A 20,625-nucleotide genomic window follows, 5' to 3' on the forward strand; every position below is an offset into this window, starting at 1 on the left:
CGTTCCGAAGGGGCGCCACCGGAGGTGCGTTCGACGTCGAGCGGCGGCAGTGCGGATCTGCTGTGCCGGTTGTACGACCGCGCCTGCTGCGCTCGATCCGCGGTGTGTCCGGTGGGTCAGGCCGAGAGAGATGTGCAGGGCTGTGACATATGGGCACGCAGCCCAGGAACGGCCGAATCCGGCGCGCGGCGAACTCACGCCGTTTCCGGCCGCGGATCCGGAGGGCCGTACCAGTGGCAGATCAGCAGGGCGAGTTCGACGTCGAGCCGATCGTCGGCGATGGGCCTGCCGCGTCGCGAAATAGCGCGCCCGACACGATATTTGACCGAGTTGGCGTGCAAGTCCAGTTCCTCGGCGGCCGCTTTGTAACTCGATCCGGTGCGCAGGAACACCTGGAGTGTCTCGCGCAGGCGGGCGTCGTTACCGGTGTCGGAGGCCAGGTCGCCGAGCACCTCGCCGACCCATTCCCGGACTTCGGTCCCGTGTCCGCCGAGCAGGGCCGCCACCGGTAGCCCGGGATCGTCGGCCGCGACGACTCGGTCCCCGGCGTCTCCTCGCGCCAGCGCGACCGATCGCGCGCTCCGGGCCAGGCGATGCGACCGGCGAAATCCCGCGACGCCGGGGGCCATCGCGCCGATCGCCACCCGCGGCGCGTCGCTCAGCGCGGCCGTGAAACCGCGGAGGCCCGCGATCGCGTCGGGCCGCGCCGAGCGGTACGGGAGCCAGGCCCAGCCGCTCAGTTGATCGTCGGCGACGAACAGGGGAGTCGCGTCGGCTCGTGCGGGCTCCGCCGAGCCGCGGACGAACCGCTGCAGCCGGCCCAGTTCGTCGCCGTGCGTGCCGGAATCCGGATACCAGACGATGAGCGCCAGATGGTGCCACCGCAGCGGATAACGAATCTTCTCGGTGGTGGCGTCGACATCGACGGCGCTCTTGCCCTCCAGAATCTCGCGCACGCCCAGCGCGCGGACACTGTTGCGCGTTTCCAGCCACTGCTCGCGCTCGCCTTCGTACACCGCGACGACTTGCTGGATCATCCGGTCGAGGTACCCGAACAGCCGGGTGGCGATGGTCCGGGCCACGAGGAAACGATCCGCCGGTGCGAGGTCGGCGGCCGCCAGTTCGGCGAAGAATCGTTCGGTCGCCAGCCGCTGGCCGACATGATAGGCCCGCACCAGGGCGTTGAGCGGGACACCGTGCTGGGCCAGCCGCCTGGTGTACTCGCTGGCCGCGGCGGGGAGGTGGATGCGCGCGGCGGGAATGTCGTGGCGCAGTGCGTGCAGCACGGTATCGACATTGCCCTGCACACTGGCCCCGAGCAGGTCGACGGTATGGACATCCGCGCGTAATTCGGCTATTTCCTCCTCGAGGCCGCGATGGATGCTCGCGCTGATATCCGTCACCTGCTCGTTCATGCGGGCGGCGATTTTCCCGACAAAACGCTCTATCTCGACAGCGTGGTCGCGACGAGAATTCGTCACCAGCCGATCGTAGTTGCCTGGCCTGCGCGATCGCGGCCGATCGCGAGGTCGATATTGTCCTCGGGCGACAAAACGGGTGAAGAAATTGAGCGTTGAACGACGGTGTGCAGCCCAGCCACGCTTTCTACCGTTGTCATCGAATCCCAACGCCGTTGCCGAGGAGATCGCAATGACGCTTTCGACCCTCCCGGACCGCCGCGCCGAAGCCGCCCCGCACGCACCCGCCCTTGCCGATGACGGCACCGAACTGGACAACAGCGAATTCCTGGCCGCCGTCCAGCGGACCGCCTCCGGTCTGCAGGCCGTGGGCGTCACGACCGGCGACGTGGTCGCGATCATGCTGCCCAGCGCCGTCGAACTCGTGGTGTCGCTGTTCGCGACCTGGCGTCTGGGGGCCGCGGCCGCCGTGATCGACCCGATGGTGAACGACGCGGAAGCGGGCCGACGGATATCCGACTCCGGTTCGACAGTCATCATCGCCGCCGCCCGCCCCGCGCGGGCCGGCCTTTCGGTTCCGGTCGTCACGCTCACCGCGGCGGAACGCGAAGTCGTCGATCCGGCGCGGCCCGGTGCGGAGGAATTGGCGCTGATCACCTACTGCGGCGGTGACCGGGCGATGCTCGACCACCGCCACCTCGGGGCCATGTGCCAATTGGTGATCAAGGTGCTCGCCCTCACCGATGCCGACCACAGTCTGTCGACCTTGCCGATGCGGCAGATCAGCGGCATTTTGCTGGGCGCCTTGTCGCCGCTGGCCGTGGGGGGCCGCGCCACCATGGCGAGCCACCTCGGCCCGCGGTCGTTCCTGGATCGGATCGAGCGAATCCAGCCGACCTACTTCTCCGCGGTCCCCGGTCTGTACGCCGCGCTGTCCGAGCTGCCCGGCCGGATGCGGACGGACGCCTCGTCGGTACGCTTCGCCCTCTGCTGCGTGGCCCCTGCCCGCATCGAACTGCGCAGCAGGTTCCAGCACCGTTACGGGATACCCGTCATCAACGGGTACGGGCTGCGCGAGGTCATCGCGCGAGCGCACGCGATCCGTTCACCGGCAGCGACAGAGCAGCAACCGAGCAGCAGATAGTCCCGGCCCCGGTCGGCGTCGCAGCTGGACGGAGCGTGCCCCGTGATCACCAGGGCAGGACGCCTTCGGCGTCGAAGAAGCCTCCGGTGGGGCCGTCGGGCCCCACCTGCGCCATTCGCACGATGATTTCGGCGCCTTGCTCCACGGTTTGCCTGCCGCTGTTCCCGTTCAGGTCGGTCCGGGTGAATCCGGGCTCCACCGCGTTGATCCGCATGGCCGGAAACGCCTTCGCGTACTGCACGGTCAGCACGTTCACCGCCGTTTTCGACGCCGGATAGGCGACGCCCGGGTAGGCATGCGCCGGGGTGCCCGGGTCGGCGATCCGGGCCAATGAGGCGAGCCCGCTGCTGACGTTGACCACGACCGGAGCGGCGGAACGCCGCAGCAGCGGAAGGAACGCGTGCAGGACCCGCACCATGCCGAAGACATTCGTCTCGAATGTCCGGCGCATCAGCTCGGCGGTCAGGTCCGCGGCGCCGATCACAGCGTCGGCGACACCCCACTCCGGCGCGATACCGGCGTTGTTGACCAGTACGTCCAGCCCGCCGTCCGCCTCGATGGCCTCGACCGCGGCCGCCACGGAGTTGTCGTCGGTGACGTCGAGCTGGACCGGCCGCGCGCCGAGTTCCGCCGCGGCCCGGCGACCGCGGTCGGCGTCCCGGCTTCCGAGGTAGACGGTGTGGCCCGCGGCGACGAGTCGGCGAGCGGATTCGAAGCCGAGACCCTTGTTCGCACCGGTGATCAATGTTGCTGTCATGACGACGGACGCTAAGACCTGGAGCGCGCTCGAAGTCAACCGGAGCGGATCCGGTCCCTCCCGTCGTGTGAGCCGCGCCGAAAAGCGTTGGGGGACAGCGCTAGTGATCGAGCTGGGACAGGGCGAACGCGGTGAGGAAACCGGACACCGTGATCAACCCCACCCACAGATGGGCGTTCTCGAACGCCTCCGGGATCATCGTGTCGGTGATCATGGCCAGGATCGCGCCGGCGGCCAAGGCGGTGATGGCGGCCAGTACGGCGGGCGCGGCGTCACCGAGCAGTCCGTAACCCGCCATCGCCGCCACACCACTGATCAGCGCGATACCGCCCCACAAGCCGAACACGTAGCGGGGGTGGCGCTGCGCGCGGCGCATACCGGCCGCGCTGGACAAGCCCTCCGGGATGTTGCTGATGAATACCGCGGCCACCGTGACGGCGCTGACGGCTTTGCCGCCCAGCAGGCTCGACCCGATGACGATGGATTCCGGTACACCGTCGAGCAGAGCGCCCAGCGCGATGGCCATACCGGAGCCGGCTTGTTCGGATTCGCTGGGCTGCTGGTCTCCCGAGCGCTTGCGATGACGGGCGCCGCGGCGGGCCAGGGCGATGTTGGCCAGGGTGTAGATCACCGCACCGCCCACCGCGCCGAAGGCGGTGGGCGGCAATCCGGCACGTTCGTGCGCCTCGGCGATCAACTCGAACGACACCGCCGAGAGCAGCACTCCGCTGCCGAAGCCCATCACGGCGGCCACGATCTTCGCCGGGATCCGGGCGAAGAACCCCACCAAAGCCCCGATCAGCAAGGCGGATCCGGCCAGCAATCCCCACCCGCCCGCAGCCCACAACTCTGACACCCGACCGTCTCCTCACTGCTCGGAACACGTCTGCCGGTCGGATCGTCGGCCGGCCACCTGTCGGAGCTACCCGCGCCTGCCGGAGCGGAAACGAGGCACTTGCGAGTCGTGGCGTGCGGGTGCCGCAGCCGATGTCCGGGACCACACGCCCGGGACGGGCCCGGACGCGTTTCGCCGAGAAGCCGCAACGCTGTTGGGACGGAAGGTCAGTGTGCGCCGAGCGCGTCGAGGATCATCGGACGCGCCGTCGCGAGCGATTGCTGCCAGTAGGGCCAGGTGTGCGTTCCGTCGAGGACGTCGATGCGGGCGGTGATTCCCAGTGCCGCGAGCCGATCACGGAACATCTGCGCGGATGCGATCGTCATCGTCTCGAGGCCCATCGCGTTCACCGTGTTGCCGAGGCCGAACGGCATGTCGAGCGGGCCGGGCAGGCCGTTGCCGGTGGAGACGTACATCGGCAGTCCGCGCAGCAGTTCCGCTTGCTCGGTGGCGTCGTTGCGGCTCCAGGCGGGGTCACCGGCCGGCCCCCACATGTCGTCGACATTGAATTTGCCCTCGTCCCACATGGCGGCGCGCATCGCTTCGTTCCAGAGCGGGAAAGTCGGGTGCAGGAATCCGGAGAAGGAGCCGGCGAACTTGAACTGGTCGCGGTGATGGGCGGCCAGCGTCAGGGCGGCATTGCCTCCCATGGAGGGGCCGACGATGGCGTTGTTCGTGCGCGATACGCCGTACCGCTGCAGATAGGCAGGCAGTTCCCGGGTGAGAAAGGTCTCCCATTTGTACGTCGTCTCTTGACCGTTCGTACTGCTCGGCCGGTACCAGTCGGTGTAGAAGCTCGAATGCCCGCCGACCGGGAACACCAGGGTGACGTTGTCGTCCGCGAATTGGCGCAGGGCGTCGGTATCGGTCGTCCACTGACTGTGATCGGCCGGCGCGCGCAGGCCGTCGAGCACGTAGAGCGCCGCGCTCCCGCCGCGCGCCGCCCACTGCACCTGCACTTTGATCGGTCCCATGCTGGAGGGCACGAAGAGATCCGTGTACCCGCCTGCCCTGGCGCGCGAGATCGGTGCGTGGATCGGCGCGGCGGTGGCCACGGTCGCGCCGATCGACGACATGAGCACAATCGTCGCCACGGCAGCGCCCGCCTTCTCGATGATTCGCTGCTTTCCGGATCGCGCTGGCGCGCCCACCCGCATACCTCCTACCGTGTTCGGTCACCGGGAAATTCCGATTCGCTTGTCCTCGAGAGCAATTCGCACTCTCCACACTCGGGCCCGCCGCACCCGGGATCGGAAAGCACATCCTAGCTGCGCCACGGCAGGGCCCCGGCGTCGTCGCAGTCAGGCATGGGAAGCCCGGGCCCGATGTGCCGGTGGCTCCTGGTACCGGGTGATCGATGCTGCCGTCCCGGGATGCCGGCCGGAAACGTTGGTGAGCGACCTTGCCAGATAGTAGCCCGAACAACTGTCCGCGACCCGCCTCCGGGACCGACCGGCACTACGGCGTGTCGCCGACCGGCTCCTGTCATCCGGCGAACGGGCATCGTCCGGACTCGGACGCCCGGTCGGATCAGGACGAGACGGCGACTACGGATTGCGGTGACGCGATGCCCTCGGGCCAGGGCCCGGTCGACCACCATGCGCCCGGTGCGTCCGGTGGCGCCGAGCACCGCGATGGCGGCCATCAGTGCGCGGCGGGACGGGTGGCGGGCTGGGACCGGAACGACACCGCTTCCATGACCGGTTTGCGCTGGGTCTTCTGCACGGCCGCGATGCGCCACTGCCCGTCGGTGTCGCGAACCACGGTGTAAGTCGCGAGTTTGCCCAGTTTCTTCGGCGCTCGCTTCGATGATTCTCCGCGCGTCACGACGACCGCGGTATCCATGCCGTAGTAGCGGATGTCGAGAATATCGAGGGTCAACCGCGTGCCTTTCAGGAAGCTGTCGAACAAGGCCTGGTGCGCGCGGCCGATCTCCGCGCCGCCTCGGTAGACGGTGCCGACATAGGTGACGTCGGTGGCATCCGCGGTGAAGCAGGCGCCGTAGGCGGCGCCGTCGCCGGCGTTCCAGGCCTCCCGGCTGCGCTCGAGGAGGGCGCGGATGGCGGCGGTGTCGGTGGTGGTCATTGCGATCTCCTTCGGTCGGCCAGCAGGGCCAGGGCGGCCCGGCGCGGGAGCAGTCGCGCGGCGGCGATGAATGCCCGGTTGAGCGGGCTGGTGAGTACGACGGGGCCGGTGTCGCCGGACAGCGCTTTCCGCGCGCGTTCGGCTACCTGCTCGGGCGTCTCGATCAGCCAGGGCGGCACGTCGGTGGCGGTCTGCGCGGCGGTGGCGGTGACGCCGGGACACAGGGCCAGTACCCGGACGCCGCGTGAGCGCTGTTCGTGCCAGAGGGTTTCGGACAATGCCGTGACGAAAGCCTTCGTCGCGCTGTAGACGGCGAGGCCGGGTTTCGGTATGTGACCGAGCGTCGAGGACACGTTCACCAGCACGCACCCGGGCGTGGCCGCGCCGAGGAAGGCGCGAGCCAAGACGAGCACCGCCCGGCAGTTGAGATCCACAGTGGCCAGCGATGATTCGATCGGGAGCGCGGCGAAATCGCCGTGCTCGGCGGTTCCGGCATTGTTGATCAGCAGCGTGTATCCGCCCCGGCGGAGCCGCTCCGCGACCGCCCGCAGCCCTTCTTCGGTGCCCAGGTCGGCGGTGAGATAGTCGTGGCCGTCGCCGAGTTCGGCGAGCAAGGTCTCGAGCCCTTCGGCGCCGCGCGCCACGGCGGTCACCGAATAGCCGTGTGCGGCGAGAGTTGTCGCCATGGCGCGCCCGATTCCCGCGCTGGCGCCGGTCACCAGTGCCTTCACCGTTCGGCTTCCGGCTTCGTCGCCGGGTCGAACAGAAACGAGACGCGCTCCATGACCGGCTGCCGCTTGGTGTTGTGGAAACTCGCTATCCGCCACTGATCGTCGGCTTCCCGGACCAGCGTGTAGGTCTGTGTCTTGGACAGCTCCGCCGGGCGGTCGTCCTCGTAGCGGTCGCCCCGGCTGGTGACGATGGCGACGTCGTCGCCGAAGAAGCGCACGCCGAGGAAGGAGTCGGCGAGTTCGGTGCCCTTCAGAAATCCCGCGAACAAGGCGCGGTGCGCCTCGGTGAGATCCCGGCGGCCCGCGTAGTGGGTGCCGAGAAAAGTGGTGTAGGTGGCGTTCTCGGTGAAGGTCGCGCCGAACGCGTCGGCGTCGTTGCGGTCCCACGCCGCGGTCATCGCGGCGATGGTTCCGCACACTGCGCGCAGGTCGTCGGCATTGCCGCCGTCGGGGGTGAGCTGCGTGCACTCGGCGACGCCTGCGTCGCGGACGCCGGAGGTCCGATCCAGCCACAGATATCCGCCGCCGGCGACCACGCCCAGCGTCAGTGTGGCGACCCCGAGCGCTCGCACGGCGGTGCGGCGTCGCTTCTGGCGCGGCATGGTCGGTTCGGTGTCGGCGATGGCCGATGTCATGGGGAACCCTTTCCCTATTTATCTTCTCGAAAGACTTATCTGCTCAGAAGATGTCTCTTCGTTAGAGAAGAGAATATGGAGGGTGTGGCTCCTTGTCAACCGCCTCCCCGCGACGCCGAGCCGGCCGGTGCGGTGGCCGGCTCGGAACGGCGTTGTCCGGGGCGGACCGACCGGTCGCCGGATCGGCTCAGACCGCGGTCTCCCAGGCGAACCCGTCCGGATCGGAGAAGGACCCGAGGGTGCCGTTGAAGGCGATCCGATGCGCCCCGGTGCCTTCCGGAGCGACGCCGGCATCCTTGGCGGCGGCACGGCGCCCGTAGAGCGCCAGCTTGACCGACGCAGGCGGGGCGGCGAACTCGACGTATTTGCTGCCGAAGCTCTTCGCCACGGTCAGGCCGCGATCGACGTAGAACCGCTTGGTCGCCTTGACGCTGTCGACCCCGAGGAGCACCACGAAATCGTCGACCTCCCGGGTGGCCGGGCCGGTGTCCTTCTTCGATGATGTCGCGACCTTCCAGATCGCCCCGTCCGGTGCCTGGACGACCCCGCCGTAGCCCCAGAAGCTCTTCTTGGCGGGCTTCAGCGTCGTCGCGCCCGCGTCGAGTGCGCTGCCGACGATGCTGTCGACGGTGCTCGGCTGAGACACCACCAGCGACAGGATGTAGCCACGGAATCCGGTGGTCGGCGTCTCGGTCGCGCGGACGCGCACTCGGTCGCCGAGGTCGAACGCGGCGGCGTAGAAAGCCTCCGCGGCGGCGGGGTCGGGCGCCTCGAGGACGACGGATTCGATAGCGGTTCGATCAGTGGTGAGGTTCATGCCAGTGACGCTAAGTCCGGGGCGATGAGCAGCGCTTCTCGATTCCTGACCGGTGTGCTCACGAGTAACCGCGGGGTTTCCGGCGGTTGCTCGGGGAAGCGGGCGGGAAGATGGCCGGAAATATCGATATCGCGTCCGTATCTCTCGTCCGGCCTGCGTGTTTGCCGCCATACGCTCGAGCGCATGGACAGCCACTACGACGTGCTCGTCATCGGTTCCGGCTTCGGCGGCAGCGTCGCCGCGCTGCGCGCGACCGAGAAGGGATACCGGGTCGGCGTGCTCGAGGCGGGCCGGCGCTTCGCCGACCACGAGTACGCGAAGAACTCCTGGCATCTGCGGGAGTACCTGTGGGCGCCGAAACTCGGCTGCTATGGCATCCAGCGGATGACCTTGCTCAACGACACCTTCATCATGAGCGGGACCGGAGTCGGGGGCGGTTCGCTGGTGTACGCCAACACGCTCTACGAGCCGCCGGAGAAGTTCTACCGCGACAAGCAGTGGGCGCACATCACCGATTGGCGGGACGAGCTGGCGCCGTACTACGACCAGGCCAAACGGATGCTCGGAGTCACCGAGAATCCGGCGACCACCCCGACCGACCGGATTCTGCGCGAAGTCGCGGAGGACATGGGCATCGGCCACACCTACTGCCGCACGCCGGTGGGAGTGCTCTTCGCGGACAACGACTCCCGGCCGGGCCGGCAGGTCGCCGACCCGTTCTTCGGCGGCGCCGGACCGGCACGCTCGACCTGCACCCACTGCGGTGAATGCATGACCGGCTGCCGGCACGGCGCGAAGAACACCTTGGTGAAGAACTACCTCTACCTGGCCGAACAGGCCGGGGCCACGGTCCATCCGCTGACCACCGTCACGGACGTGCGCCCACGGGCCGAGGGCGGCTACGAAGTGCGGACGGTGCGCACCGGGCGGTGGGTGCGCAAGGCGGAGCAGACCTTCACCGCCGACCAGGTGATCTTCGCGGCGGCCGCGCTCGGCACGCAGAAGCTGCTGCACCGGTTGCGCGACAGCGGCAGTCTGCCGCAGGTCTCCGCGCGGCTGGGACACTTGGCCCGCACCAACTCCGAGGCTGTGCTCGCCGCGCGCTCGCTGCGCAAGGACACCGATTTCACCAAGGGCGTCGCGATCACCTCGTCGATCCATCCCAACGAGCACACCCACATCGAGCCGGTGCGCTACGGCAAGGGCAGCAATGCGATGAGTCTGCTGGCCACCGTGCTCGTGGACGGTCAGGAAGGCCGGGCCCGCTGGCGCCTGGGCGTGCGGGCGCTGGTGGCCCAGCGCCGTCACCTGCTGCGCCTGCACAATCCGCGACGCTGGTCCGAGCGCGTCATCGGCGTGCTGGTCATGCAGAACGTGGACAACTCGATCGTGACCTACACCAAGCGCGGCTTCTTCGGCAGGCGGATGACGACCAGGTTCGGCGACGGCGCCGCCCCGCCCACCTGGATCCCGGAGGGCCACGAGGTGACCAGGCGGATCGCCGAGAAGATCGACGGCCTCCCGCAGGGCGGTTGGACCGAACTGGCGAACATCCCGATCACCGGCCACTTCATCGGCGGCTGCGCGATCGGCGACTCGGCCGAGACCGGCGTCGTAGACCCGTATCACCGGGTCTACGGATACCCCGGCCTGCACATCACCGACGGCTCGACCATTTCGGCGAACCTGGGCGTGAATCCCTCCCTGACCATCACCGCCCAAGCCGAACGGGCCATGGCGTTGTGGCCGAACAAGGGCGAGGACGACCCGCGCCCGCCCCTCGGGACGGCCTACCGCAGGCTCGCGCCGATCGAACCGAAGAACCCGGCGGTCCCGGTCGCCGCGCCGGGCGCGCTGCGACTGCCCATCACTCCGGTCTGAGCAGGAGGAAATACGGTCGCGCCGGGGACGGTCCGGGTGACACGATCGGCGCTGTGCCCACCCATGTCACCCTGGAACCGCTCGACGAGCGATGCCTCACCGATCTGCTCCATGCGGCGGTGGCGGATGCGGAGCCGGGCGAGGTGATGCCGGTCGACGGGCCGGGCGGCTGGAATACCGACCAGCAAGAGCGCTTCCGGGCATTCCACCGCAACCGCGCCCTGGCCAGTCCGCCGATCGAGTCGACCTACGGCATCCGAGTGGACGGCGAGGTGGTCGGAGCGGCACGACTGTGTCCGCTTCCCGACGCGCCGGACGCTGCCGAGGCGGGAGTCTGGATCGGCCGCTCCCGCCGGGGCGAGGGCATCGGCACCGCGGTTTTCGCCGGATTGATCGATCGGGCGGCCGCCGAGGGCTACACGAAACTCTTCGTGAGTACGACGACGGACAACGCCGCCGTCCTGCGCCTCCTGGCCGCACGCGGCATCGAATGGACCGTGAACGGCGACGCGGCCACCGCCTGGGTGCGCTGCGACCGAACTTCGTCGCCTACGCCACAGTCGCGCAAACGCGAGCGATAAGGGGGCCGCGCACACCCGGCGCCGCAGGCGCTGGAAAATCGACACCATGCGCATCTTCCTGGCCGGTGCCACCGGCGTGATCGGAGTCCGCTTGCTTCCGCTGCTCGTCGAGGCGGGGCACGAGGTCGCGGGGATGACCCGCTCGGCGGCCAAGGCCGACCGGGTGCGGGCGGCGGGCGCCGAGCCGGTGGTGTGCGATGTCTACGACGCCGACGCGCTGACCGCCGCCGTGGTGCGGTTCGGAGCCGACATGGTGATGCACCAGCTCACCGACCTGCCGGACGACGCCGCGCTGCTGCCGGAGCGAGCCGAGGCGAACGCGCGCATTCGCACCGAGGGCACCCGCAACTTGATCGCCGCCGCGCGGGCGGCCGGTGCGAAACGTTTTCTGGCGCAGAGCATCGCGTGGGAACCGCCCGCGGGCCGGGGCGCGGTGATCCAGGAGCACGAAGCGGCCGTGCTGGGCGTCGACGGCGTGGTGGTGAAGTACGGCCAGTTCTACGGGCCGGGCACCTATTACGAGACCGAACTGCCCACGCACCCGCGCGTGCACGTCGACGATGCCGCGGAGCGGACGATTCCGCTGTTGGACGCCTCGAGCGGTGTGGTGATCGTCGCCGACGCCTCCTGACGGCGGTCAGGCGGCGCAGGGGCCGGTGTCGACCGGCCGGTCCGAACGCCAGGCGTGGTCGAGCCGGTCGAGGACCTCGGGCAGGCTCGTGGCGAACCCGACGTTGCTGTTGTTCTCGTCGACACCGAACACGATGGCCAGCACACGGCCGTCGCGGTCGACCAGCGGGCCGCCCGAATTGCCGTGCTGGATAGCGCCGTCCAGGGTGTAGATCTCGCGTTCGCCGAGACCGGTGCGGTAGATGTCGCGCACCTGGCGCGCGGCGCGGCTGCGCACCCGGGTGGCGGACGCGGTGTAGGACCCGCCCCTGGGATAGCCGAGCGCGATGGCGTCGGTGCCGGGACCGGCGGGTTCGGGGGCGACGGTGAGGGCGGGCGCGGCGAGACCGGGGACGGCGAGCACCGCGATGTCCATGGTCGGATCGAACTGCACGACCGTCGCGGCCAGCGCTCCGGTCGCGGTGTCGACGGAGACTTTGCTCGATCCGGCGACGACGTGCGCGTTGGTCAGCACGCGCTCCGGCGCGATGACGAATCCGGAACCGGACTGGCGCACCCCGCAGGTCGGCGCGAGATCCTGGACACGCAGGACGCTCGGCCGCAGTGCTGCGGGCATCGGACCCTCGGTGATGCCCGGATCGGGCGGCGCGAGCGGGCGGCCGATGCCCGCGTCCACGATCGGCCCGGTGAGCACCTCGGACAGTCCGGACAGCCAGAACGGCGCGACGCCGTCGACGGTTCGCACGGTCGTCGAATCACGCACCAAGGCGGCGGATTCCAGCGGTGCGGCGAACAACCACACCACCAGCGGGACCGCGAGGGCGTGGACGAGGCACCCGCAGAGGGCGTCGGCGCGTCGCGTGACCGGACCGGAAACCGCGGCGCGCGCGGCTCGTCCGGCCCGATGCCCGGCGATCGCGCCGAACGCGACCATTCCGGCGATCACCGTCAGCGCGAGCAGCAGCCGCACGGGGCCCGGGGCGAACTGGCCGAGCGTCGCGGCCGAGAGCGCCGCGCCGAGGATCGCCCCCGCCAGACCACCCGCGAACCCGGGCAGTCCTACGATCGCGCCGCGGCGCCAGCCGAGCACCGCGGCGACCGCGAGAGCGGCGAGCACGGCGAGATCCAGCCCGTTCGGCACGGTCAACGCCACACTCCCGTCGCTGCTGATGGAGAACGGCGACGGACTCGTCGTCGGCCGCCCCGTCACCCGGCTATACCCTGGTTAGCGCGTCGGCAACGGTCGAGCCGCTAATTTAATCAGCGATTCGAGCTGCGGCAACCATGTCGCTCTACGCCGTGGGCTGGGTGGCCAGCGCCCGCCGGGCATACGCGCGCACGTCGGCATCGGTGTCGTCGATCGCGGCGCGCAGCGCGTCGTGCGCGGCGGGCAGGTCCGGCCATGCCGACAGCGACAGCACCGCCGCCTTGCGGACGTCCAGATGCGGGTCGTGCAGCGCCGCAGCCAGAATCGGCACCGCGAGGTCCGGGTCGGCGCCCGCGAGTCCGCGCGCCGCGCCCTGCCGGATCTGCCAGGCCGAGTGGCGCAGGGCGGCGTCCAGCGCGGCGACGTCCGCGGGCTCGGCGCCGAGCTGGGCGAACGCGGTCAGCGCCGCGGCGCGGACCAGCGGGTCCTGGTCGTCGCCGAGGCGGCGGATCACCTCGGTTCCGCCGTCGCCGATGGCGGCCAGGCCCTGAGCGACCGCGATCCGCACCTCCCGGTTCTCGTCGGTGGCCAGAGTGGCGACACCGTCGCGATCGTTCAGCGAGACGAGCGCGCGAACCGCCTCGATGCGGACGCGATGATCCCCATCCGCGAGCGCGGCGCGATACTGCGCGGCCTCGCCCGCCCGCAGCGCGCGCAACAGATCGATCACGGTGGACCGCACGACGGGATCCGGCGAACCGAGCCGGTCGGCGAGTCCCGCGGCCGAGGGCAGCACCTCGACGAGTTCGCGCAGGCTGGCCGCGGCGGCGCGGCGGACCGAAGCCGCCTCGTCGTCCAACGCCCCGCCCAGGGCGGTGGCGAAGCCCTCCGGTGTGTGCTCGGTCAGCACCGAGATCGCCGCGGCCCGTACGCCCGCGTCCGGATCCGTCAGGTAGGCCGACAATTGCGCCACCGTGGGCTCGTCGAGCGCGAGCAGTGCGACGATGCGCGGTGACGGGGGAGTGGCGGGCTGCGCGGTACCGGCTTCGGTCCGGTCGTGCTCAGCGCCCACGCCGGTGTGCGGCGCACGTCCGACGGGCTGGTGCGGCTGGTGCACCGGCACCGCCTCGGCATCGGCCGAGGGCAGGTCGTCGAGCCCGGGCACGGGAACCAGGTACGGCGCCACCGGCCGCTTCAGGAACGCCATGGTTCCGTCGGGGTTCTTGCGCAGGTTGAGATGGTATCGCCATTCGACATCGTCGCGTTCGGGTAGGTCGGCGCGCTCGTGGTAGAGGCCCCAACGGGATTCGGTCCTGGTCAGTGAACTGCGCGCGGCCATCTCGGCGCAGTCGCGGATGAACGACACCTCCACCGCGCGCATCAGCTCGTGCGGGGTGCGCGCGCCGATGCCGTCGACCTCCGCGCGCATCCGGTCGAAGGTCTCCACCGCGATAGCCAGCTTGGTCGCCGTCTTGGGCGGCGCGACATAGTCGTTCACGAAACGCCGCAGTTTGTATTCGACCTGCGGTTGCGGCGGCCCGTCCGGCTGACGCAGCGGCCGGTAGATCAGCTCGTGGGCCGCGGCCAGCTGGTCCTCGGGCAGCTCGTCCGGCGCGGTGACCTCGGCCAGGGTGGACGCGGCGTGCGTGCCGGCCAGATCACCGAAGACGAACGCGCCGATCATGTAGTTGTGCGGCACGCACGCCAGATCGCCCGCCGCGTACAGGCCGGGCACCGTGGTGCGCGCGTGCTCGTCGACCCACACGCCGGAGGCGGAATGCCCACCGCACAGGCCGATCTCGGAGATGTGCATCTCGATGTCGTGGGTGCGGTAGTCGTGGCCGCGGTTGGCGTGGAAGGTGCCGCGGGTCGGGCGCTCGGTCGTGTGCAGGATGCCTTCGAGTGTGCTGAGCGTCTCGTCGGGCAGGTGCGACACCTTGAGATAGATCGGGCCGCGCGCGGATTCGATCTCGCGTTTGACCTCGGCCATCATCTGGCCCGACCAGTAGTCGGAGTCGACGAAGCGTTCGCCTTCGGCGTTGACCTGGTAGCCGCCGAACGGATTGGCCACGTACGCGCAGGCCGGGCCGTTGTAATCCTTGATCAGCGGGTTGATCTGGAAGCATTCGATGCCGCTGAGTTCGGCGCCCGCGTGGTAGGCCATCGAGTAGCCGTCGCCCGCGTTCGTGGGGTTCTCGTAGGTGCCGTAGAGGTATCCGCTGGAGGGCAGCCCGAGCCTGCCGCACGGTCCGGTGGCCAGGATCACCGCTTTCGCGCCGACGGCCACGAATTCGCCGGTGCGGGTGTGCAGGGCGGCGGCGCCGACCGCGCGCCCGTTGTCGGTGAGCACGCGCACCGGCATCAGCCGGTTCTCGATGCGGATCTTCTCGCGCATCTTGCGCTGGCGCAGCACGCGATACAGCGCCTTCTTGACGTCCTTGCCCTCGGGCATCGGCAGCACGTACGAGCCGGAGCGATGCACCCGGCGCACCGCGTACTCGCCGTACTCGTCCTTCTCGAACTTCACCCCGTAGCGCTCCAGCCGCTGCACCATGGCGAAGCCGCGCGTCGCGGTCTGATAGATGGTGCGCTGGTCGACGATGCCGTCGTTGGCCCGGGTGATCTCGACGACGTAGTCCTCCGGTTCGGCCTTGCCCGGGATCACGGCGTTGTTCACGCCGTCCATGCCCATGGCCAGCGCACCGGAGTGCCGCACGTGCGCCTTCTCCAGCAGCAGCACGTTCGCGCCCTGCTCGGCGGCGGTGAGCGCGGCCATCGTGCCCGCCGTGCCGCCGCCGATGACGAGCACGTCGCAATCCAGCCGAATCCGTTCCGACAGGGGCGGAATGTTCACAGTCTCTCCAGGATCTCGGCCTTCGTCGCGGACCGGTCGATCGCCTCGCGCGGGCTGGGCACGGGGACCAGCGCGCGCAGCGTGCCGCCGCCGAGTACGGCGATGCGGTCGCCGAGCAGCAGGGCTTCATCGAGGTCGTGGGTGACGAAGACGATGGTGGTGGGGTGGGCTCGCCAGGTCTGGATCAGCAGGCGCTGCATGGTCTCCCTCGTCTGGGTGTCCAGCGCGCCGAACGGCTCGTCCATCAGCACAGCGCGCGGCGCGGCGGCCAGGCTGCGCGCCAGCTGCACGCGCTGGCGCATGCCGCCGGACAGGTCGCGCGGCAGGTAGTCGGCGTACCCGGTGAGCCCGACCTCGTCCACCCAGTGCAGCGCGGTGGCTCTGCGCTCGGCCCGGGGGGTTCCGCGCAGGCGCAGGGCGAGTTCGATGTTCTGGCGTACGGTGCGCCACGGCAACAGCGCGTCGTCCTGGAACACCAGGGCGCGGTCGGCCGCGGGTCCGGTGACGGGGTCGCCGTCGGCCAGCACGGCTCCGCCTTCCGGCGCGCGCAGTCCGGCGATCGCGCGCAGCAACGTCGACTTACCGCAGCCGGATTTGCCGACCACGACGAGGATCTCCCCCGGCGCGATCGACAGGTCGAGGCCGTCGAGAACCGGTTCGCCGCCGTAGGCGATCCGGACGCCGGTCAGGCTCAGGCCCATTCCGGTCGATGCCGGTGCTTCGATCACTGTGGTCATGCTTCGACCTCCCTGGGCAGCCAGCGGGTGATGCGGCGGCCGGCCAGTTCGACCAGCCCCGAAGTCGCGAAACCGAGGACGCCGATGGTGATCATGCCGACGAACACCGCCGGATAGTCCACGATGGTGTAGGCCTGCCAGGTGCGGTAGCCGACGCCGAGGCGGCCGGAGATCATCTCCGCGGAGATGAGACAGATCCACGCCACGCCGACACCGACGGACAGTCCGCTGAAGACGCCGGGCAGGATGCCGGGGAACACCACGCGCGCGAGCACGTCCAGCCGGGACGCGCCGAGCGTGCGCACCGCGTCCTCCCAGATCGTCGGCAGGGCGCGCACCGCATGCCTGGTGCTCACCAGCACCGGGAACAGTGACGCGGTGAAGGTGATGAACACGATGCCGGATTCGTCGCTGGGGAACAGCAGGATCGCGACCGGGACCAGGGCGATGGCCGGGATCGGCCGGACCAGTTCGGCCAGCGGGCCGAAGGTGTCGGCCAGCAGCCGCGACCGGCCCAGGCCGATGCCCGCGATGACGCCGATCACCGCCGCCAGCCCGAAGCCGGTGACGATCCGGATCAGCGACTGCGCGATGTCCAGGTAGTACTGGTCGGCGCGCAGCTGCGTGCCGAATTCGGCGACGATCTCGGTGACGGTCGGCAGCGTGTCGAAACGCAGGCCCGCCCGCACGTTGTTGACCGTGAGCAGCTGCCACAGACCGACCGCGACGGCGACGGAGGCCACCCGCAGCAGGCGCGAGCGCCAAGCCGAGCGCGGCGTCGGTGTGGCCGCCGCTCGGGTGACGGTGGGTTCGGCCGTGACCGGCACCGCCGGTGCGGCGAGTTCGCTGGTCATCCGCGTACTTCCGTGACGGCCTGGTCGTAGGTGACCGGCGCGGCGGACGGATGCGCCTGCCGGTAGCGCTGCGCGGCCGCGGGGGTGGTGAAGGGCAGGTAGGCGGCGCCGTCGCGCAGCCAGATCGACTTGTCGGCGAACCAGCGGGTGCCCAGTTCGGTGTCCGGGACATAGGCCGCCCGGATCGTCTTGCCCTGCGCCTTCGCGGCCTGGACGGCGCGCAGCAGGCAGGTCGGATCCGCGGCCGGTTGCGGCTGGGATGCACGGTCCACCCACAGCTCGCCGGCCAGCGCGGGATTCTCCGCGGCTTTGCCGCAAACGGGGTCGGCGCCGCTGACCCGGGCCGGGTTGGCGGTGGACGCCAGGTCACGGTCGTAGTCGCCGCCGCCGGTCTCCGCGTACGCCTTGCGCAGCGGCCCGTCGTCGACGAACCGGTCGATGTCCAGGTCCGCGAAGTCGCCGATCGACTTCAGATATGCCACATCGCCTTTGAGCGCGTTGATCAGGCTCGGCTTGAGCGTGGTGTCGAAACTCGTTCCGCCGGGGCCGTTGTAGAGGTACACCACCTCCGGCGGCAGTCCGGACCCGTCGGCGACGATCTTCGCGGCCTCGAACGGCTTCTCCCGCAGGAACCGGGTGGCGTCCAGTTGCGCGGCCAGGAACGCCTGCAGCACCTCCGGGTGCTCGGCGGCGTAGGCGCGCCGGGCGACCACGCCGTGGAAGGTCGGCACGCCGAGTTCGGCGCCGTCGTAGAGCAGCTTGGCCTTGTTCTGGAAGACGACCAGCCCCGGCCACGCCACGAACTGGGACAGCGCGCCCACCTGACGGGATTCCAAGGCCGTCGCGCCGACCTGCGGCTGCTGGTTGAGCACCTCCACGCCCTTGGCCGGATCGATCCCGGCCCGCGACAGCGCCTGCACCAGCGTGCCGTGCCCGGCCGAGCCGACGCTGGCCGAGATCTTCTGTCCGGCCAGGTCGGCGATGCCGGTGGCCGCCGAATCGTTCGGCACCACGACCATGTTCAGCGCGCCCTTGGGGTTGTACCCGGTGACCGACACCAGCTCGGTGCGCGAGCGCTCGTTGACCTGGGTGCGGGAGCCGTTGATCAGCAGTGGGTAGTCACCCATCGACCCGATGTCGATCTTTTCGGCCACCATCTGCGCGGTGATCGGCGCGCCCGTGTCGTAGTCCTGCCACTCGACCTGGTACTTGGCCCCGCCGCTTTCGGTGATCTTCTGCAGCCGCTGCTCGAGGTAACCCTGCGCACGGAGCAGAGTGCCCGCGGTGACGGTGTTGATGGTCTTGGACTGGTAGCCGACGACCACCTTGACGGTGCCCGCCGGCGTGTCGTCGCTCTGCTCCAGCGAGCACCCGGTGAGCGCGAGCGCGGCGGCGAGCAGGACGGGGGCGAATTTCACTTTCATCGGTCTTCCAGATCAGCGGAGCAGGTAGGGCATGTTGACGGTGACGGCGCCGGTGGGGCAGCGGGCCGCGCAGGGACCGCAGTACCAGCACTCGTCCACGTGCATGAAGGCCTTGCCGTTCTCGGGGTTGATGGCCAGGGAGTCGAGGGGGCAGATCTCGACGCACAGCGTGCAGCCCTGGATGCACAGCGACTCATCGATGGTGACGGGGATGTCGGCGCGCTGGTTCACGAGTGCCATCTAGAGGACCTTCCATTCGGGGGTGCTGCGGGTCAGGCTGCCGCGCATGGTGATGCGGTCGCCGCGCATGCGGATGTACTCCAGATCCACCGGGCGGCCGTCGTCGAGCCGGGTCAGTCGTTCCAGCATCAGCAGCGGCGCGCCGCCGGGGACGTCGAGGGTGGAGGCGGTGTGCGGGTCGGCGGGCACCGCCTCCAGGGCGAGGTCGGCCGAGCCGAGCGAGTGGCCGCTGATGCGTTCGAGCAGCACGAAGACGTCGGTGTGCTCGAGGTCGTGGCCGAGCACCTCGGTGCCGATGTCGGGCACGAGGTAGGTGAGGTCGAGGCTCAGCGGCAGATCCGCGAGGTAGCGCAGCCGCTCCAGGTAGACCACGCGCTCGCCCGGCGCCAGGCCGAGCCTGCGGGCGACGGCGGGCGGCGCGGCGACGTGCATCGCCGCGCGCACCTCGTTGCGTACGGTGCCGTGGCCCTTGAACGTCTCCTGCAAGCCGAGCAGCGCGTCCAGGCCATGGTCGTACTTGCGGGTGGCCACCCGGGTGCCCACTTTGGGCGCCCGGTCGATCAAACCCTCGTCCTTCAACAGTGCCAACGCGTCGCGGACGGTGTTGCGGGAGGAGCCGTACTCGGCGGCGAGCTCCTGTTCGCTCGGCAGCGCGCCGTCGAACGCGCCCGCGTGCAGTTGGTGGCGCAAGATGTCGGCCACCCGCCGCGCTTGATCGGCGCGCAACTGCCGCACCGGCGTGGGTTCCGCTGCCACCGTCTCCGCCTTTCCATCGCTGACCTGCACGAATAGCGACGATAACGGGGTCGTGGGCGGGTCGGCGCCACGCTGACCGCCGACGGAAATCAGGGGATGTTATTGCGCCGGGCGCTTCCCGGCCCGACCTGGCGATATGCGGCAACGCTCGGGCATTACGCCACCCGCGCGACGCGGAGCGCATTTCGATCAGGCCGATTCGAATTACGCCGTCGGGGCAGGTGCGGGCCGAAATCTACGGAGGCGAACCGTAGATAGTCCGTTCATCGGCCGGGGACGGTGATGCACGCCGGAGCGAGCGTCGTCCTGCGCTGCCCGTCCGGTCGAGCCGGGTGCTCGCGCCCGGCCGGACGCCCGTCGTGCCGCCGCGGATCAGCGGATCCGGAACCCGGAAGGTCTCGGGATGCGCCTCGGGGTCGCGGTGCGCTACGGCGTGATGGCCTCGGGGATGCCCAGCAGCGCCGCCTGGACCTCGTGCAGCCGGTCGACGTCCCCGCGGATGCCCGCGACGCTGTCGTTGTACAGGAATGCCTCGCCGAGCCGGACCAGCGCGTAGGCCAGCAGCGCCGGTTCCAGCGGCGGGGTGTAGCCGTCCTCCTCCGTGGCGCGGATGATCAGCTCGCGGACGGTGCCGACGACCAGCGGTTGCACCGGTCCGTCGCCCGCGGTGAGGATGCGCAGCCCGGACAGCGGCTCGTTCTCGAAGTAGCGCCGGAACGGTTCGTTGTCGGTCATCCACCGGTTGACCCGGTACAGCACGTCCAGGATGCGCCGCGCTCCGGTGGAGCGGCGGCGGGCGTCGGCGCGGGTGAGCAGCGCCTCGAACTCCCCGGCCAGGACCGCACCGAGCACCCCGTCGCGGGAGCCGAACCAGCGGTAGACCGACGCGCGGCTGAGCCCGAGTTGTCCGGCGATCGCCTGGATGTCCACGCGTTCACCGGCCAGGAACGCCCGGCGAGCGTGCTCGATGACCTGTTCCCTGGTCGCGGAGGCCGGTCGGCCGGGAGGGCGAGTGGTCCGCTGGCTGGAATCGATCACC

Annotated in this window: 20 protein-coding genes; 4 read left to right on the forward strand and 16 right to left on the reverse strand. The window is 70.0% G+C overall.

The genetic code is table 11. The annotated features are described in order from the left end of the window. Positions 1 to 194: 194 nt before the first annotated feature. Positions 195 to 1,481 (reverse strand): helix-turn-helix domain-containing protein, encoded by a 1,287-nt coding sequence (locus ABZ552_RS14860; RefSeq protein WP_357437565.1) that lies wholly within the window; start codon positions 1,479 to 1,481, stop codon positions 195 to 197. 169 nt (positions 1,482 to 1,650) lie between these two features. Here ABZ552_RS14860 and ABZ552_RS14865 point away from each other — a divergent pair, with 169 nt between their 5' ends. Beyond that, on the forward strand, positions 1,651 to 2,562 hold the full coding sequence (locus ABZ552_RS14865) for an AMP-binding protein (protein ID WP_357437567.1): 912 nt from the start codon (positions 1,651 to 1,653) through the stop codon (positions 2,560 to 2,562). Between the two features lie 46 nt (positions 2,563 to 2,608). Here ABZ552_RS14865 and ABZ552_RS14870 read toward each other — a convergent pair whose 3' ends face one another. The 7 genes from ABZ552_RS14870 to ABZ552_RS14900 all read right to left on the reverse strand — a co-directional run bounded on the left by ABZ552_RS14870 (position 2,609) and on the right by ABZ552_RS14900 (position 8,482). Beyond that, complete coding sequence (locus ABZ552_RS14870) at positions 2,609 to 3,319, reverse strand: SDR family NAD(P)-dependent oxidoreductase (protein WP_281918814.1); 711 nt, start codon at positions 3,317 to 3,319, stop codon at positions 2,609 to 2,611. 100 nt (positions 3,320 to 3,419) lie between these two features. Then, on the reverse strand, positions 3,420 to 4,175 hold the full coding sequence (locus ABZ552_RS14875) for a ZIP family zinc transporter (RefSeq protein WP_281873704.1): 756 nt from the start codon (positions 4,173 to 4,175) through the stop codon (positions 3,420 to 3,422). A gap of 206 nt (positions 4,176 to 4,381) precedes the next feature. Next, the gene (locus tag ABZ552_RS14880) at positions 4,382 to 5,371 is read right to left on the reverse strand and encodes an alpha/beta hydrolase family protein (RefSeq protein WP_357437571.1); all 990 of its coding nucleotides are present in this window, start codon (positions 5,369 to 5,371) and stop codon (positions 4,382 to 4,384) included. A 487-nt stretch (positions 5,372 to 5,858) separates the two neighbouring features. Continuing rightward, entirely contained in the window at positions 5,859 to 6,299 is a 441-nt protein-coding gene (locus ABZ552_RS14885) for an SgcJ/EcaC family oxidoreductase (protein WP_281873701.1), read from the reverse strand. After that, positions 6,296 to 7,030, reverse strand: coding sequence for an SDR family NAD(P)-dependent oxidoreductase (locus ABZ552_RS14890; RefSeq protein ID WP_357437575.1), 735 nt, complete (start codon positions 7,028 to 7,030; stop codon positions 6,296 to 6,298). The genes ABZ552_RS14885 and ABZ552_RS14890 overlap by 4 nt, the downstream gene beginning before the upstream one ends. Beyond that, on the reverse strand, positions 7,027 to 7,665 hold the full coding sequence (locus ABZ552_RS14895; RefSeq protein WP_281873699.1) for an SgcJ/EcaC family oxidoreductase: 639 nt from the start codon (positions 7,663 to 7,665) through the stop codon (positions 7,027 to 7,029). The genes ABZ552_RS14890 and ABZ552_RS14895 overlap by 4 nt, the downstream gene beginning before the upstream one ends. 187 nt (positions 7,666 to 7,852) lie before the next feature. After that, entirely contained in the window at positions 7,853 to 8,482 is a 630-nt protein-coding gene (locus tag ABZ552_RS14900; protein ID WP_357437578.1) for a glyoxalase, read from the reverse strand. 183 nt (positions 8,483 to 8,665) lie between these two features. Here ABZ552_RS14900 and ABZ552_RS14905 point away from each other — a divergent pair, with 183 nt between their 5' ends. The 3 genes from ABZ552_RS14905 to ABZ552_RS14915 are packed head-to-tail and all read left to right on the forward strand — an operon-like array spanning position 8,666 to position 11,575. Next, complete coding sequence (locus ABZ552_RS14905) at positions 8,666 to 10,363, forward strand: GMC family oxidoreductase (protein ID WP_357437581.1); 1,698 nt, start codon at positions 8,666 to 8,668, stop codon at positions 10,361 to 10,363. A 53-nt stretch (positions 10,364 to 10,416) separates the two neighbouring features. Then, positions 10,417 to 10,944 carry a GNAT family N-acetyltransferase gene (locus ABZ552_RS14910; RefSeq protein WP_357437584.1) on the forward strand — a complete coding sequence of 176 codons (528 nt, stop codon included), beginning with the start codon at positions 10,417 to 10,419 and terminating at the stop codon, positions 10,942 to 10,944. A gap of 46 nt (positions 10,945 to 10,990) precedes the next feature. Then, positions 10,991 to 11,575 (forward strand): NAD(P)H-binding protein, encoded by a 585-nt coding sequence (locus tag ABZ552_RS14915; RefSeq protein ID WP_281873695.1) that lies wholly within the window; start codon positions 10,991 to 10,993, stop codon positions 11,573 to 11,575. 6 nt (positions 11,576 to 11,581) lie between these two features. Here the strand turns inward: ABZ552_RS14915 and ABZ552_RS14920 are convergent, their stop codons facing one another. From ABZ552_RS14920 to ABZ552_RS14955, 8 genes are all read right to left on the reverse strand, one after another. Then, positions 11,582 to 12,715, reverse strand: a complete 1,134-nt coding sequence (locus ABZ552_RS14920) for a MarP family serine protease (protein ID WP_281881024.1) — start codon at positions 12,713 to 12,715, stop codon at positions 11,582 to 11,584. 151 nt (positions 12,716 to 12,866) lie between these two features. Then, positions 12,867 to 15,575, reverse strand: coding sequence for a fumarate reductase/succinate dehydrogenase flavoprotein subunit (locus ABZ552_RS14925; protein WP_357437587.1), 2,709 nt, complete (start codon positions 15,573 to 15,575; stop codon positions 12,867 to 12,869). Next, entirely contained in the window at positions 15,572 to 16,312 is a 741-nt protein-coding gene (locus tag ABZ552_RS14930; RefSeq protein WP_357437590.1) for an ABC transporter ATP-binding protein, read from the reverse strand. The genes ABZ552_RS14925 and ABZ552_RS14930 overlap by 4 nt, the downstream gene beginning before the upstream one ends. Then, positions 16,309 to 17,166, reverse strand: a complete 858-nt coding sequence (locus ABZ552_RS14935; protein ID WP_281873692.1) for an ABC transporter permease — start codon at positions 17,164 to 17,166, stop codon at positions 16,309 to 16,311. The genes ABZ552_RS14930 and ABZ552_RS14935 overlap by 4 nt, the downstream gene beginning before the upstream one ends. After that, positions 17,163 to 18,590, reverse strand: coding sequence for an ABC transporter substrate-binding protein (locus tag ABZ552_RS14940; RefSeq protein WP_281918806.1), 1,428 nt, complete (start codon positions 18,588 to 18,590; stop codon positions 17,163 to 17,165). Before ABZ552_RS14940 ends, ABZ552_RS14935 begins: the two co-directional genes overlap by 4 nt. 12 nt (positions 18,591 to 18,602) lie before the next feature. Then, positions 18,603 to 18,830 (reverse strand): ferredoxin family protein, encoded by a 228-nt coding sequence (locus ABZ552_RS14945; RefSeq protein WP_039797742.1) that lies wholly within the window; start codon positions 18,828 to 18,830, stop codon positions 18,603 to 18,605. Further along, complete coding sequence (locus tag ABZ552_RS14950) at positions 18,831 to 19,616, reverse strand: GntR family transcriptional regulator (RefSeq protein WP_281873690.1); 786 nt, start codon at positions 19,614 to 19,616, stop codon at positions 18,831 to 18,833. It abuts the gene before it with no gap. 396 nt (positions 19,617 to 20,012) lie between these two features. Beyond that, entirely contained in the window at positions 20,013 to 20,624 is a 612-nt protein-coding gene (locus ABZ552_RS14955; RefSeq protein ID WP_281873689.1) for a QsdR family transcriptional regulator, read from the reverse strand. Position 20,625 lies beyond the last annotated feature (1 nt).

This window comes from Nocardia sp. NPDC019219 (assembly GCF_040632645.1).
Taxonomy (GTDB): Bacteria; Actinomycetota; Actinomycetes; order Mycobacteriales; family Mycobacteriaceae; genus Nocardia; species Nocardia sputorum.

What these genes read in the sequence shown, in the direction of transcription:
- ABZ552_RS14865 (WP_357437567.1), top strand. Translation starts at nt 1,651, where the DNA reads ATGACGCTTTCGACCCTCCCGGACCGCCGCGCCGAAGCCGCCCCGCAC.
- ABZ552_RS14870 (WP_281918814.1), bottom strand. Translation starts at nt 3,319, where the DNA reads ATGACAGCAACATTGATCACCGGTGCGAACAAGGGTCTCGGCTTCGAA.
- ABZ552_RS14880 (WP_357437571.1), bottom strand. Translation starts at nt 5,371, where the DNA reads ATGCGGGTGGGCGCGCCAGCGCGATCCGGAAAGCAGCGAATCATCGAG.
- ABZ552_RS14885 (WP_281873701.1), bottom strand. Translation starts at nt 6,299, where the DNA reads ATGACCACCACCGACACCGCCGCCATCCGCGCCCTCCTCGAGCGCAGC.
- ABZ552_RS14895 (WP_281873699.1), bottom strand. Translation starts at nt 7,665, where the DNA reads ATGACATCGGCCATCGCCGACACCGAACCGACCATGCCGCGCCAGAAG.
- ABZ552_RS14900 (WP_357437578.1), bottom strand. Translation starts at nt 8,482, where the DNA reads ATGAACCTCACCACTGATCGAACCGCTATCGAATCCGTCGTCCTCGAG.
- ABZ552_RS14905 (WP_357437581.1), top strand. Translation starts at nt 8,666, where the DNA reads ATGGACAGCCACTACGACGTGCTCGTCATCGGTTCCGGCTTCGGCGGC.
- ABZ552_RS14915 (WP_281873695.1), top strand. Translation starts at nt 10,991, where the DNA reads ATGCGCATCTTCCTGGCCGGTGCCACCGGCGTGATCGGAGTCCGCTTG.
- ABZ552_RS14930 (WP_357437590.1), bottom strand. Translation starts at nt 16,312, where the DNA reads ATGACCACAGTGATCGAAGCACCGGCATCGACCGGAATGGGCCTGAGC.
- ABZ552_RS14935 (WP_281873692.1), bottom strand. Translation starts at nt 17,166, where the DNA reads ATGACCAGCGAACTCGCCGCACCGGCGGTGCCGGTCACGGCCGAACCC.
- ABZ552_RS14940 (WP_281918806.1), bottom strand. Translation starts at nt 18,590, where the DNA reads ATGAAAGTGAAATTCGCCCCCGTCCTGCTCGCCGCCGCGCTCGCGCTC.
- ABZ552_RS14945 (WP_039797742.1), bottom strand. Translation starts at nt 18,830, where the DNA reads ATGGCACTCGTGAACCAGCGCGCCGACATCCCCGTCACCATCGATGAG.